Here is a 13,000-nt window from a genome sequence, read left to right as displayed (position 1 = left end):
CACCACCGGCCGGCCGGGCCCGGATTCCCATTCGCTGAGACTGGCAACTGTCGCGCCCTGGAATCCCCCGGTAGAGTCCGCTCTGACGCATGGCGTCGTGCGTCTTCGGGTACGAGACAAGGTGCACCATGAGACAGCTTCAGGTCCGAGGCCTCTTCGAAGGGTATGGCATCGCGCCGGGCACCTGGGACGAGCTGTTGGGCACCGGGGAGTCACCGCGCGAGGACGTGCTGCGGCTGTTGGAGCGACTGGGCGCGCGCACTCCGGCGGAGTTCTCGCGGATGCAGGCGCTGGCGGAGCGGGCGCTGATGAACCAGGGCGTGACGTTCTCCGTGTACGCGGATCAACGGGGCACGGAGCGCATCTTCCCCTTCTGCCTCATCCCCCGGCTGGTGTCGGCCTCCGACTGGGAGCACGTGGAGCGCGGGCTGGAGCAGCGCGTGCGCGCGCTGGGCCTGTTCCTGGATGACATCTACGGCGAGCAGCGCATCTTCGCCGGGCGGCCGGAGCTGCGGGACATGGTGCTGGGCACGCCGCAGTACCTGCCGAAGCTGCGGGGCGTGCGGCCCGCGGGTGGGGTGCGCATCCACATCGCGGGCATCGACCTCATCCGCGACGGGCAGGGCACCTTCCGGGTGCTGGAGGACAACCTGCGCACGCCCTCGGGCGTGTCGTACGTGCTGGAGGGCCGCGTGCTCTCCAAGCGCGTGCTGCCGGAGGTGCTGGAGCGCACGCGGGTGCGGCGCGTGGACCACTACCCGGCGAAGCTCGCGGAGACGCTGCGCGCGTCGTCCCCGGAGGACCCGGAGCGCTCCACCGCGGTGGTGCTGACGCCGGGCCCGTACAACTCCGCCTACTTCGAGCACAGCTTCCTCGCGCGCACCATGGGCGTGGAGCTGGTGCACGGCGCGGACCTCTTCGTGGACGACGACCGCGTCTGGCTGCGCACCACGCGCGGGCCCAAGCGCGTGCACGTCATCTACCGGAGAATCGACGACGCGTTCATCGACCCGGAGGCCTTCCGGCCCGACAGCATGCTGGGCGTGAGGGGCCTCTTGCGCGCCTGGGCGGCGGGCAACGTGGCGCTGGCCAACGCGCCGGGCAACGGCGTGGCGGATGACAAGGCGGTGTACGCGTTCGTGCCGGAGTTCATCCGCTTCTACCTGAACGAGACGCCCATCCTGGAGCAGGTGCCCACGTACGTGTGCGCGCGGGAGGCCGACCGCCGCTACGTGCTGGACCACCTGGAGGAGCTGGTGGTGAAGGCGGTGGACGAGGCGGGCGGCTACGGCATGTTGATGGGACCGCAGTCCACGAAGGAGGAGCGGGAGGACTTCCGCCAGCGCATCCTCGCGCAGCCCCGGCGCTACATCGCGCAGCCGCGCGTGGAGCTGTCCACCTGTCCCACGTGGGACGCGGCCTCCGGGACGGTCGTCGCCCGGCGGGTGGACCTGCGTCCGTACATCCTCACCACGCCGCAGGGTCCGTGGGTGCTGCCGGGCGGCTTGAGCCGCGTGGCGCTGCGCGCGGGCTCCTACGTGGTCAACTCCAGCCAGGGTGGCGGTTCCAAGGACACCTGGGTCCAGAAGGAGGATGCATGATTGCCCGCATCGCGGAGCACTGCTTCTGGTTGGGGCGCTACCTGGAGCGGCTGGAGAGCGTCGCGCGGGTGTTGCAGATGACGGATCAGCTCGCGCTGGACGCGGACCTGCCGGCGGACCAGTGCTGGGTGCCGGCGCTGGCCATCTTCGGGGAGCGGTCCACCTTCGCGGGGAAGCACGGCGTGAAGGCCGAGTCCGACGGCGAGGCGGTGCAGCACTTCCTCACCTGGGAGCAGGACAACGGCTCCAGCCTGGTGCACACGGTGCTGGCGGCGCGCGACAACGCGCGCACCATCCGCGAGGTGGTCAGCCGCGAGTGCTGGGAGGTGACGAACGAGCTGTACCACTTCCTCACCGGCGAGACGGGCCGGGCGGAGTACGCCGCGTCGCGCTTCGGCTTCTACCAGCACATCCGGCGCATGGTGCAGCTGTGCCTGGGCCTCTTGGACAGCACCATGCTGCACGACACGCCCCAGGAGTTCGTCTGGCTGGGCGTGATGCTGGAGCGGGCGGGGCAGACGTCGCGTCTGCTGGACGTGCACCACCACGTCTTCAGCGAGATGAAGCACGGGCACCGGGTGGTGGAGACGGCGCTGTGGCTGTCGCTCTTGCGCGCGTGCTCCGGCTTCGAGCCCTTCATGAAGAGCCACCAGGGCCGGGTGACTGGCGACGCGGTGGCGGCGTTCCTGCTGTTCGAGCCGCGCTTCCCGCGCTCGGTGCGCTTCTGCCTGGAGTCCGCGTACCGCTATCTGGGGCACCTGTGCCCGGTGGTGGCGAAGGGGCAGCCAGGAGAGGAGTGCCTGTCCCGGCTGGTGCCCCTGGTGGAACAGCTGACGCCCCAGTCCCTGGCGGGCGAGGGTGACGCGGTGCACGCCCTGCTCACGCGCATGGTGGAGGGCACGGACGCGCTGTGCACGCTGATCTCCCGCGATTTTTTCGGACGGGCCCCCGTGCAGGTGGGCACCCAGGAGATGGCCGGGTAGAGTCCGCGCCCATGTTGAACCTGCTCGCGCTGTCCTTCGAGGGAGAGCTCGCCCCCGGTCTGGACCTGCGCTGCCTTGCCCCCGGACGCAAGCCGCCGGACGGCTGGGGCGTGGGCTACTACCCGGGCGGCGAGTTCGCGGCCACGGTGTTGAAGGAAGCCGCGCCCCAACTGCACAGCACCCGCAGCGAGCTGGTGCGCACGTGGGATCCGCTGGAGTCCTCGCTGATGCTGCTGCACCTGCGCACGGCGACGTGGGGGCCCATCACGGAGGCCAACACGCAGCCGTTCTGCCGCAGCGCCTGGGGCCGGGACTGGCTGCTCGCGCACAGCGGCAGCCTGGAGCAGCGGCTGAAGATGCCCGTCGGCGCGCGCTTCGAACCGGTGGGCTCCACGGACTCGGAGACGCTGTTCTGCCGCTTCCTGGACTGGATGCAGGACCAGGGCTGGCGAAGCCTGGGAGAGGTGGACGCGTTCCGGCTGCGCGCGTGGCTGGAGGAGCTGAACCAGCTGGGGCCGTTGACGCTGGTGGTGTCGGACGGCCGGGACCTGCTGCTCTACGCGGACTGCACCGGCGCGACGCAGGGCTGGGTGTGGCAGGTGTCGCCGCCCTACGAGCGGCTGGTGCTGGGCGACGAGGACGTGGAGTTGGATCTCACGCGCCGCGGGGCCAAGAGCCGCAAGGGCGTCATCGTCGCCACGCAGCCCTTGGACTCGCGCACGGACGTGCCGGCGAACTGGACGCAGCTCACGCCGGGAGGCCTGGTGCTGGTGCGCCAGGGGGCCATCCGCGTGGAGGCGCTGCCGCCGGGGGCGCAGGGCACGGTGGCGCCCGCGATGGCGGCGGAGTTCGAGGCGCGAAGCCGCCTGCGCCGTCCGCCGGAGACGCCGGTGCGGGTGATGGACGTGGTGCACCGCACCGTCTACCGCTACCAGAACCCGGTGGAGCGCAGCTCGCACCTGTTGCGGCTGACGCCCCTGCATGACCGGCTCCAGTCGCTCCTGTCGCACGACGTGACGCTGTCGGCGGGTGTGACGCGCTCGGAGTACGAGGACGTCTTCGGCAACCGGGTGCGCCGGGCGATGGTGGACATGCCCTACACGGAGCTGGTGATGGAGGCCCGCTCGCGCGTGGAGCTGCGCGACACGGATCCATTGGGTTACCGGCCCCTGCACGTGCGCTCGGTGCTGCCGCTGGTGTGGATGCCGTGGCAGGCGAACATGCTCCAGCCGTACCTGCTGCCGCCGGAGCTGCCGGACACGCAACTGGAGGAGCTGTCCGAGTACGCGATGAGCTTCGCGCGTCGCAACGACTTCGACCTCTTGGACACGCTGCTGGACATCAACTACTCCATCTTCAAGGAGTACCAGTACGCGCAGGGCACGACGACGCTGAACACCACGGCCTTCTCCGTGTATTCGGCGCGCAGGGGCGTCTGCCAGGACTTCGCCAACGTGTTCATCTGCCTGGCGCGCCTGTTGGGCGTGCCGGCGCGCTACGTGTGCGGCTACCTCTACACGGGGCCCAAGCACGCGAACACGGCGCAGGCGGAGGCGTCCCACGCGTGGGTGCAGGTGTATCTGCCGGAGGTGGGGTGGAAGGGGTTCGACCCGACCAACGGCATCCTCACGCAGACCGACCACGTGCGCGTGGCGGTGGGCCGGCAGTACTCGGACGCGACGCCGACCACGGGCACCATCTACCTGGGAGGCGGGGGCGAGCAGTTGGAGGTGTGGGTCCGCTGCGAGCCGGTGATGCCCGAAGGACAGTGATGTCTCACCCGTCCCGGGGTCGTGTTTCACGAAGACGGATCCGCGAATCCCTCGGGTCCTGATCCACCGGCGTCAGGGGTTGCCTCCCCCGGTCCTCGTATGGAGACAGGCCGGTTCCTAGACTGTCTTTCCCCCTCAGTTGGAGAAAGACAGACATGGAAGCCAATTCCAGCCCTCCCGCGCGCCGCGTGCGGGTGGAGTCGCCGGAAGCTGTTCCGTTCCTGCTCGTGCCCGAGTCCCTCCTCCCGGAAGTCGACCACCCGTGTCGCATCCCGGTGAAGAACGTGGAGGAGGCGGAGTTCCTGGCGGCGGCGCTCCAGGAGCACTGTGGCGTCTACCTGGGCGCGCGCGCCTCCGAACACCGTGAGCTCGCGGACTGGGCGGACGCCACGCCGGTGGGCGTCTGCGTGGGCGGTCCCTGGAAGAAGGATCCGCCCGCGAACCTCACCGAGCTCCTGGGCCGCGTGCCGGTGAAGAACCCCATCTCCGAGGGCCGGCAGTTGTTCGCGGAAGGGGACACGCGGCCGATGGAGCGCACGGACGCGGTGCTCGTCCACAAGCGCGATCCGGCGAACGTGCTGCTCGCCAACGGCTGCCGGGTGGGCGCGCTGCACCAGTTCAACGCGTTCATGGAGTCGCCGGAGTTCCTCTTCGACCATCCCTCCGAGCACGTGCAGGGCATGCTCCTCACGGAGATCGCCCGCCAGGCGAGCCTCGCGAGCATCCACGGGGTGGGGCTGCCGTTCGACTGGGTCACCATCCTGACCCGGCTCACGTTGGAGTTTCAGCGCTTCGTGCGCCTCGACGCACCGCTGGTGATGCGCACCTTCGTCAGCTTCCGGCTGCCGGAGTGGGCGGAGCCGGTGCGAACCGAAGGCCGCAAGGGCCGCATGTGGATCGCCGTGCAGGGCTGGCAGGACGGGGTCTGCTGTTTCTCGGGGCTGCTCGGGGCCGTCAGCAAGGCGGCGTCATGAAGCACCTGCACCGGTGGATGCCCACCCTGCTGATGGTGACGGGGCTGGGGTTGCTCGTCCCGCTGGGCCTCCGGCAGCTTTCGCGCACGCCGGAGGACAGCCGCGTCGTGGCGGGCCTGATGCTCGCGGCCTACGTGGCGTGGATGTTGATTGAGAGCCGGGTGACGCTGCGTGAGACGAGCAAGCCCACCGCCGAGCGTGACGGCTCCACGCTCGAACTCTACGCCGTGGCGCGGCTGACCACGCTGCTGCTCGCGCAGGTGTTCCCCACGCTGGAGGTGGGCCCCGGGATTCGGGCCGGGGGGCTGGTCTGCTTCATCGGCGCGGTGGTGCTGCGGTTGACGGCCATCCGCACGCTGGGGCGGGCCTATTCGCACCGGGTGCGGCTGCCGGATGCGAGCCTGCTCGTCACGGGCGGCGTCTACCGGAAGCTCCGGCACCCGGCGTACACCGGCATGTTGCTGGCGCACGTGGGCTACCTGTTTGTCTTTCCCAGCGTGCCGGCCATCGCCGCGTTCACGGTGCTCTTCGTGCCGGCGGTGCTGCTGCGCATCCGGCACGAGGAGAAGCTGCTGCTGGGCTCCTTCCCGGGCTACGAGGCCTACGCGGCGACGCGCAAGCGGTTGGTCCCATGGCTCTGGTAACGGGCGGGGAGGGCTTTGACGTCGTGCTGCTCGGTGCGACGGGCCTCATGGGGCAGGCCATCCTGCGCCAGCGCGGCGCGCATTCCGTGCACGCGCTGGTGCGCTCTCCGGATGGGCGCGCGTGGGGCGAAGACGTCCACGTCCATCGCGGAGACCTGCACGCCATCCCGGAGGCGTTGTTCCCGTCGCACCCCTACGTGGTCCTGCACTTCGCCACGAAGCCCCGGGACACCGACGGCACGGGCTTCGAGCGGACCAACGTGGAGGGAACGCAGAAGCTGCTGTCACGCCTCACCAAGGACTGCCGGGGCGTCATCCACGGCAGCTCCATGTCCGTCTATGGGCCGGGTCCGCACCTGGGCGTGACGGAAGCGCATCCGTTGAACCCCGTCACGCCCCTGGCCCGCTCCCGCGTGGCGTCCGAGGCGCTCATCACGAAGCACGCGGCCGCAGCCGGCATGGGCGCGGCGTTGCTGCGCACGCGCTTCCTCATCGGACAGGGCGACCGGTTCGTCCTCCCCGCGATGGTGAAGATGCTGGAGCGCAGGCGCCAGCTCGGGGCGGACACGGTGGCCTGCTCGGTCATCGACGTGGATGACCATGCGCGCATCATCTGGAAGCTCGCACGCCGCATGATGGACACGCCCCGTCCCGAACAGCGGGCCTACAACGTGGCGTATTCGCGCCCGCTGGTGCGCTCGGAGTTCCTGGGCACGCTGGTGCAGGGGCTCGGGTTGCCCCCGCCGGTCGTGAAGGTGCGCGTCCCCGACCTGCTCCTGAAGGCCCTGCGTGATGCCCCCAGTCGCCGTGCCCAGGCGCTGGCCGAACGTCTGGAGTTGCTCACCCGCTCGCAGTGCCTGGACGTCGCGCGGCTCAAGGCGGTGCCCGGCATGCGCGCACTCCTCGCACGGTCTCCGGTGGAGGCCCTGCGAGCCGCCCTCGACACCTTTCGTTCCTGAAGGAACCCCCGCCATGTCCGCCCCCCTTCCACTTGTGTCCATGACCGAGGCCGGAGACCCGAGCCACGTCGGTCAGAAGTTCGCGCGCCAGCAGCACCTGGCGCGGCACGGCTTCCCGGTTCCCGAGTTCTTCTGTCTCACCACCACGATGTTCCAAGAGGTCGCGAGCCCCATCCTCTCCGCCATCGAGCAGCTCACCTCCACGGTGGACCGTTCGTCCCAGCAGGACATCCGCCGCGTCGCGGAGGAGATTGAGAGGCTCTTCGTCGAAGTGCCCCTGAGCGCCGAGCGGGAGGCGTCCATCCTGGACGCGTTCGACCGGACCTTCGGAGCCAACGCGGTGGTCGCGGTGCGCGCCTCCGTGGTGGGCCGCGCGCTGGGGGAGAGCGAGGACTCGGAGAGCGACCCGTTCGCGGGGGTGAGTTCGACGTTCCTCTACGTGCGGCGCGACGCGCTGCTCGAACGGATCCGCCGCTGCTGGGCGTCCGCCTATACGCCCGAAGGGCTCATCTACCGGCTGTCCCAGGGACGTGAGGTCCGGGGGCTCACCGTGGCGGTGGGCGTCCAGCGGATGGTGCCGGGGCGCCGCTCGTTCGTGCTCTTCACCTGCGACCCGAAGACGACCGAGCGCAAGACGCTGATTGTCGCGGGGCACGGGATTGGAGAGGGCGTCGTCCAGGAGAAGGTCGGCGTGGACCACTACTTCATCCACCCGCAGACGGGCCGCATCGACCGGGAGCTGGGCCACAAGGCGGAGATGCTGTGTGAGAACCCCGAGCCCGGCGGCGGGTTGCTGGAGCAGCCCGTCCCGGAGGCCCTGCGGGACGCCCCATGTCTCTCCGACGCGGAGCTCCAGCGGCTGGCCACGCTGGCGAAGGACATCGAGCGCACCTTCGGCGTGCCCCAGGACATCGAAGGCACGTTCACGGAGGACGGGACGCTGCACGTCCTGCAATCGCGGCCCATCGCCTTCGACTTCCGGAAGATTCGTGTCTGGGGTTGCGGCAATGTGTCGGAGAGCTTCCCGGGTGTCACCACGCCGCTGACGTATTCGCTCGCCAGTCACTTCTACGAGGTCATCTTCTATGACCTCCAGCGCCGCATGTGGGGCGCGGACGCGCGGACGCTCCACGACCACGGGCCCGCGTTCCAGAACATGCTGGGCTTCATCGACGGGCGCGTCTACCACTCGCTGTCGAACCTGATGCACGTCAATGGCATCAATCCCTTCCTCGCCATCACCTCCATGCGGGACCTGGAGGACGTGCTCCAGTTGGATGCCTCGCTGGTCATCCGACTGCCCGGCCACCGTGAGAGCTTCCCCAGCACCGCCAGCTACGCGTTCGCGCTGGGTCGCTCCGCGGCGGGCGCACTGGCCGCCACCGTGTCGTTCCAGCGTGACTTCGAGAAGTACGCCGCATGGTGGAAACAGACGCTCGCGGGGCTGCGGACCCTGTCCCTGAATCGGGAGGATCCGCTGGTCCTCATCCACCACTTCCGTCAGGTCTGGCGCGAGGTGGGGAACTGGTGGGGGCTCACGCTCATCAACCATTGGTACATCAATTCGTTCTACGGGCTGGCGAGCCGGTTCCTCCGCAAGTGGACCGGTGAGGACCCCAGCGTCCTGCTCGCGGGCCTGCTGTGCGGGGCCAAACCGGATGAGGGCAGTCATGCGCTCTTCTCCGCGGTGGCGCTCGCGGAGACCGTGCGCGCGGATGCGGCGCTGGCGAAGCTCTTCGCGGCCGAGGAGGCGGAGGCGGTGTGGCGCCGGATCGCCTCCGGGGAGGTGGCGCCCGCGTTCGCCCGGGCCTTCCGCGAACACCTGAGCGAGTACGGCGACCGGGGCGTCCAGGAGCTGAACGTGGAGCGCCCGAACCTGCGGGACACGCCGTGGGAGCTGGTGCGCATCGTCCAGTCCTACGCGCGCACGTCCGTCACCCGGGCGGAGCTGCGGACCTCGGATGCCATGCGGCGCAATGAGGCGGAGGCGCAGCTGGCGGTGCTGCTGAAGGGACAGCCGCTGCGGAAGCTCGTGGTTCAGCAGTTGCTGGAACGGCTGCGCACGGTGATTGGCCTGCGTGAGGACAGCCGGTTCTGGCGCGGCCAGCTCTTCGGCTTCAGCAAGAGCGTGTTCGCGGCGCTGGGGCAGCGGATGGCGGAGCGTGGCGTATTCGACTCACCGCTGGACGTGCACTACCTCACGATGAAGGAGGTGTTCGACCACTTCGAGGGCCGCAGCGTCACCCGGAACCTGGGGGAGCTCGTGCGGCTGCGCCGGCGGGAGCAGCAGGACAACCAGGAGCGCCAGCCACCCCGCGACTTCACCACCGTGGGCAGCGTGGCGGACGGTGTCCCCAGGGCGGTGGAGGTCGCCAGCGATGACGCTTCCCTGCTCAAGGGGCTCGGTTCGAGCGCGGGCATCGTCGAGGGCTTCGCGCGCATCGTGAAGGACCCGGGAGCGGTGGGCTCGCTCTGCAAGGACGACATCCTCATCGCCAAGGAGACGGATCCAGGCTGGCTCTTCCTGATGCTGGCCTCGGGCGGCATCGTGGTGGAGCGTGGGAGCATGCTGTCGCATACGGCCATCGCGGGCCGGAAGTTCGGCATCCCCACGGTGGTGGGCGTGGCCCATGCGACGACACGAATCCCCGACGGCGCGCGGATCCGCGTGGACGGTTCAACAGGCACGGTCACGGTGGTGTCGACATGAGCAGGACCGCGACGTCACGGATCCGGGCCGTGCTGCGCTACTCCTGGCAGCGCTACCCGCCGCTGTTCTACCTGGTGGTCGTCACGCTCTGGTCCCTGAGCCTGGACGGCATGCTCCGGACGCTCGGAGGAGGGCAGGGGCTGGCGTTGTCGTGGGACCTGCTGCACGTGGCGCTGAGCGTGTTCGGCGTGGGCTACTTCATGCGCATCGTGGATGAGCTGCGCGACTACGAATACGACCGGGTCCACAACCCGGAGCGGGGATTGGCGAAGGGCGATGTCAGCTTCCAGGACCTGTACGTCGCGCTCGCCGTGTGCGCCGCCATCCTGCTCGGCTCCAACCTGGCGGTGTCGTGGATGCGAGCCCTCATCCTGCTCGGCATCATGGTCTACAGCCTGTTCCTCTGGTGGCTGGAGCTGAACAGCACCACGTACCAGGGGAGCATGTTCCTGACCATCGCGGTCGCCATCCAGTTGCACGTGGGGCAGGGCGCCTACGTCTGGTTGGCGCAGGCGGAGCGAGCGGGCCGGGCTCCGGAGGCGCAAGGGCTGCTCGTCGTGCTGGGGCTGGTGTTCATCTACCTGCACTGGGAAGTGATGCGGAAGACGGCGTGGCCGGGCTCCACGAAGCCGGGGGAGAAGCTGTACTCCGATGAGGTGGGGTCGGTGGCCAGCAGCCTCCTCGCCTTCGCGCTGGTCGTCGGGGCCTCGGGCCTGATGTTCCATCTGTCGCATGGAGCGGCCTGGCTCTTCCTGGCTCCCGTCGCGGTGGGCGTCCTGAACGTGGCCTTGTTCTTCAAGACCCGCAGTCCTCGCGGCCGGTCGGGGCGGTTGGCGGGGATCAGCTACTTCGCGTTCCTCTTCGCCATGCTCGTGCATGCCTTTGTGGGCAGGTACTCCTGAGAGGAAGTCTTCAATTGAGGGCGACCTCCGGGCCATGCGGCACCGGGCTTCGCTGCTTCAACAGCCTGCTAGGTTCCCTGCGATTTTTTCTCCGAGGGGGACCCCATATGCACCATCCATCGTCACGACTGTTGTTGCCGTTGCTGCTCATCGGGCTCGCGTGCGGCGATGACGCTGTACCCACCACCAACACGCCCCCGACCCTCATCGGTCCGACAGCCCAGGCGACGCAGTCGACCGCGGGCGGCCCGGTGGCGTTGACGCTGCAGGCGTCGGACGCGGACGGTGACATGCTCACCTACGCCTGGACGCAGAGCCCTGCCTCCCCGGAGGGTGCGTTCGATGACGCCTCCCTGGCCAGTCCCACCTGGACCGCTCCGCAGGTGAACAGCAATCAGCGCTTCACGCTGACGGTGACGGTGAGCGACGGCCGGGGTGGCTCCGCGCAGGGCTCGGTGGCCGTGGATGTCACGCCGCCCGTGGCGGGGAACAACCCTCCGACGGTGACGGTGCCCACGGCCACGCCTTCCACGCTTGGCGAACATCAGTCCCTCGCCCTGGCGGTGAGTGCCTCCGACGCGGACAACGACACGCTCACGTATGCCTGGGCGCAGGTGACGCCCGTCACTCCCAAGGGGACCTTCAGCGCCCCTGCGTCCAGCAACCCCACCTGGACGGCCCCGGCTGTGACCTCCAGCGGGACGTACACGCTGCGCGTCACCGTCACGGATGGGAAGGGCGGCAGTGCGCAGGGCACGGTCGACGTCGTCGTCCAGAAGGTCAATCAGGCGCCCACCGTGACCGCGACCGTCTCCGGGCCCGCGGCGTTGGTGGCTGGCGCGACGGGCTCATTCTCCATCACCGCGAGCGACCCTGAGGGAGACCCGCTGACCTACGCGTGGTCGCAGACGGCCCCGGCGTCACAGGGCACCTGGGTGGGCGGGCGCACCGGCGCGAGCGCACAGTGGTACTCGCCCGCCGTGGGCACGCAGACGTCGTTCACCCTTTCCGTGAGCGTCACGGATGGGCAGAACCCACCCGTGGTCCGGACGCTCACCGTGCCCGTCTCGGTGCCCCGGTACGCCACGGATGTCCAGGGCGTGTGGAACTCCGTGCCGTGCACGAGCTGCCACGGCGCCAACGGGAGTGGTGGCCTCAACCTCTTGTCGGGGAGCAGCTACAGCAACCTGGTCAATGTCACCGCTAATGTCTGCGGTCCGACCACGCGTGTCGTTCCCGGCGACCCGGACAGCTCCGCGCTCGTCCAGAAGATGGAGGGCACGACGTGCGGGAGCCGCATGCCCAAGGGTGACACGGACTACTTCGATCAGAACCCGGGGCTGGTCGTCCGCGTCCGTTCGTGGATTCTCGCGGGCGCGGCCAACGACTGACCTGGGCTGCACTGGGATTGGAAGTGTCCAGCCTGTGTTCACTCGGAGTGTGTAAAGCGTTGGGTTTCTCTGCGCATTCATGGTCCGCTGCTCCGCGTAAACCCATACGAGGAGTGGCTGCCCATGAAGCGCATCCTGCCGTTGATTCTCGCTGTGTTCGCCGTGGCCTGCTCGGGCCCGGACTCCCAAGAGGCGGAGGCCCCCGACGACGCGGCGCTGGCGTCCAGTGAAGGGGCGGCCGCGGCGCAGACGATCGTTGTCTGTGGTCTGTGTCCCTCGGGCTACACGCGGGTGTCCTCGACGTGTTCCGACCGGTGCAACCCGGTGGAGTTCCCGTGTCTCCCCCGCCTGGGGAATGAGTCCACGTGCGTGCTGACCCCCTCTGGGACGGTCTCCGCGAACCCCACCACCGTGCGCATCAACACCAACGTCACCACGGTGGGCACGACGAATGTCTGTTGGAGCGTCACCAACGCCACCACGGGGGAGGTGTGGGTGAGCATGAACGGCCAGCCCGAGGCGCTCATGTCCCGAGGTCCGAGCGGTTGCGTGTCCGTGCCGTGGATCTACGTGGGCAGCTCCTACGACTTCCGGCTCTACGCGGAGACGGCGCACGCCACGTTGCTCAACACCGTCACCGTCGTCGGACAGGCCTATACGCCTACGCCCCCGACCTGTGGCCCCTGTGCGACGGGCTACTCGTGCTTCTGCGGAGACCGGGTGTGCCGCCGCGAAGGCACGAGCTGTCCGTGATGCGCACGTAGACCCGGGCACGCCCCCGGACTCTCCGGGGGCGTGGATGCGGCGTTCTCAGTAGAAGCAGACGCAGACGTCGCCGGAGCACCGGCCGAGGTTGAACCCGTCGGCGATACAGTCGTTGACGCAGGTGCCGCCCTGGCTGCCCTGGCAGAAGGACAGCGGCTCCGCCGGACGGGAGTAGGCCGCCACGGTGGAGCCAAACGACACGGCCGCGCCCACGGCGACGGCGAGCATCAGCTTTCCAGCCTTCTTCACGGAGGAGTTCATCTCAACCTCTTGGGAGTAGGGGTTTGATACAGCAACCA

General features: G+C 69.1%; 11 protein-coding genes. 10 read left to right on the top strand and 1 reads right to left on the bottom strand.

Annotated features, from left to right (window positions below):
* Positions 1 to 128 precede the first annotated feature (128 nt).
* From D7X74_RS05970 to D7X74_RS05925, 10 genes are all read left to right on the top strand, one after another.
* Complete coding sequence (locus tag D7X74_RS05970) at positions 129 to 1,601, top strand: circularly permuted type 2 ATP-grasp protein (RefSeq protein ID WP_120531943.1); 1,473 nt, start codon at positions 129 to 131, stop codon at positions 1,599 to 1,601.
* Positions 1,598 to 2,584 (top strand): alpha-E domain-containing protein, encoded by a 987-nt coding sequence (locus tag D7X74_RS05965; protein WP_120531942.1) that lies wholly within the window; start codon positions 1,598 to 1,600, stop codon positions 2,582 to 2,584. Before D7X74_RS05970 ends, D7X74_RS05965 begins: the two co-directional genes overlap by 4 nt.
* Before the next feature lie 11 nt (positions 2,585 to 2,595).
* Positions 2,596 to 4,356 (top strand): class II glutamine amidotransferase, encoded by a 1,761-nt coding sequence (locus D7X74_RS05960; RefSeq protein ID WP_120531941.1) that lies wholly within the window; start codon positions 2,596 to 2,598, stop codon positions 4,354 to 4,356.
* 155 nt (positions 4,357 to 4,511) lie between these two features.
* Complete coding sequence (locus D7X74_RS05955; RefSeq protein ID WP_120531940.1) at positions 4,512 to 5,330, top strand: AfsA-related hotdog domain-containing protein; 819 nt, start codon at positions 4,512 to 4,514, stop codon at positions 5,328 to 5,330.
* Positions 5,327 to 5,974 carry an isoprenylcysteine carboxylmethyltransferase family protein gene (locus D7X74_RS05950; protein WP_120531939.1) on the top strand — a complete coding sequence of 216 codons (648 nt, stop codon included), beginning with the start codon at positions 5,327 to 5,329 and terminating at the stop codon, positions 5,972 to 5,974. Before D7X74_RS05955 ends, D7X74_RS05950 begins: the two co-directional genes overlap by 4 nt.
* The gene (locus D7X74_RS05945) at positions 5,962 to 6,933 is read left to right on the top strand and encodes an NAD(P)-dependent oxidoreductase (protein ID WP_120531938.1); all 972 of its coding nucleotides are present in this window, start codon (positions 5,962 to 5,964) and stop codon (positions 6,931 to 6,933) included. The genes D7X74_RS05950 and D7X74_RS05945 overlap by 13 nt, the downstream gene beginning before the upstream one ends.
* Before the next feature lie 13 nt (positions 6,934 to 6,946).
* Positions 6,947 to 9,643: a PEP/pyruvate-binding domain-containing protein gene (locus D7X74_RS05940; protein ID WP_120531937.1), complete on the top strand. Its 2,697-nt coding sequence runs from the start codon at positions 6,947 to 6,949 to the stop codon at positions 9,641 to 9,643.
* Entirely contained in the window at positions 9,640 to 10,545 is a 906-nt protein-coding gene (locus D7X74_RS05935; protein WP_233601991.1) for a hypothetical protein, read from the top strand. Before D7X74_RS05940 ends, D7X74_RS05935 begins: the two co-directional genes overlap by 4 nt.
* A gap of 107 nt (positions 10,546 to 10,652) precedes the next feature.
* Complete coding sequence (locus D7X74_RS05930) at positions 10,653 to 11,936, top strand: Ig-like domain-containing protein (RefSeq protein ID WP_147446483.1); 1,284 nt, start codon at positions 10,653 to 10,655, stop codon at positions 11,934 to 11,936.
* A 123-nt stretch (positions 11,937 to 12,059) separates the two neighbouring features.
* The gene (locus D7X74_RS05925) at positions 12,060 to 12,689 is read left to right on the top strand and encodes a hypothetical protein (protein ID WP_120531935.1); all 630 of its coding nucleotides are present in this window, start codon (positions 12,060 to 12,062) and stop codon (positions 12,687 to 12,689) included.
* A gap of 57 nt (positions 12,690 to 12,746) precedes the next feature.
* Here D7X74_RS05925 and D7X74_RS05920 read toward each other — a convergent pair whose 3' ends face one another.
* Positions 12,747 to 12,962 carry a hypothetical protein gene (locus tag D7X74_RS05920; protein WP_120531934.1) on the bottom strand — a complete coding sequence of 72 codons (216 nt, stop codon included), beginning with the start codon at positions 12,960 to 12,962 and terminating at the stop codon, positions 12,747 to 12,749.
* Positions 12,963 to 13,000 lie beyond the last annotated feature (38 nt).

Source organism: Corallococcus sp. CA047B, from assembly GCF_003612065.1.
Taxonomy (GTDB): domain Bacteria; phylum Myxococcota; class Myxococcia; order Myxococcales; family Myxococcaceae; genus Corallococcus; species Corallococcus praedator.
This window is presented reverse-complemented; position numbering and strand designations above follow the sequence as displayed.

Bases quoted from the DNA above. Each gene is read 5' to 3' on its own strand.
- D7X74_RS05920 (WP_120531934.1), bottom strand. From the start codon at position 12,962: ATGAACTCCTCCGTGAAGAAGGCTGGAAAGCTGATGCTCGCCGTCGCC.
- D7X74_RS05955 (WP_120531940.1), top strand. From the start codon at position 4,512: ATGGAAGCCAATTCCAGCCCTCCCGCGCGCCGCGTGCGGGTGGAGTCG.
- D7X74_RS05940 (WP_120531937.1), top strand. From the start codon at position 6,947: ATGTCCGCCCCCCTTCCACTTGTGTCCATGACCGAGGCCGGAGACCCG.
- D7X74_RS05930 (WP_147446483.1), top strand. From the start codon at position 10,653: ATGCACCATCCATCGTCACGACTGTTGTTGCCGTTGCTGCTCATCGGG.
- D7X74_RS05945 (WP_120531938.1), top strand. From the start codon at position 5,962: ATGGCTCTGGTAACGGGCGGGGAGGGCTTTGACGTCGTGCTGCTCGGT.
- D7X74_RS05925 (WP_120531935.1), top strand. From the start codon at position 12,060: ATGAAGCGCATCCTGCCGTTGATTCTCGCTGTGTTCGCCGTGGCCTGC.
- D7X74_RS05970 (WP_120531943.1), top strand. From the start codon at position 129: ATGAGACAGCTTCAGGTCCGAGGCCTCTTCGAAGGGTATGGCATCGCG.
- D7X74_RS05960 (WP_120531941.1), top strand. From the start codon at position 2,596: ATGTTGAACCTGCTCGCGCTGTCCTTCGAGGGAGAGCTCGCCCCCGGT.
- D7X74_RS05935 (WP_233601991.1), top strand. From the start codon at position 9,640: ATGAGCAGGACCGCGACGTCACGGATCCGGGCCGTGCTGCGCTACTCC.
- D7X74_RS05965 (WP_120531942.1), top strand. From the start codon at position 1,598: ATGATTGCCCGCATCGCGGAGCACTGCTTCTGGTTGGGGCGCTACCTG.
- D7X74_RS05950 (WP_120531939.1), top strand. From the start codon at position 5,327: ATGAAGCACCTGCACCGGTGGATGCCCACCCTGCTGATGGTGACGGGG.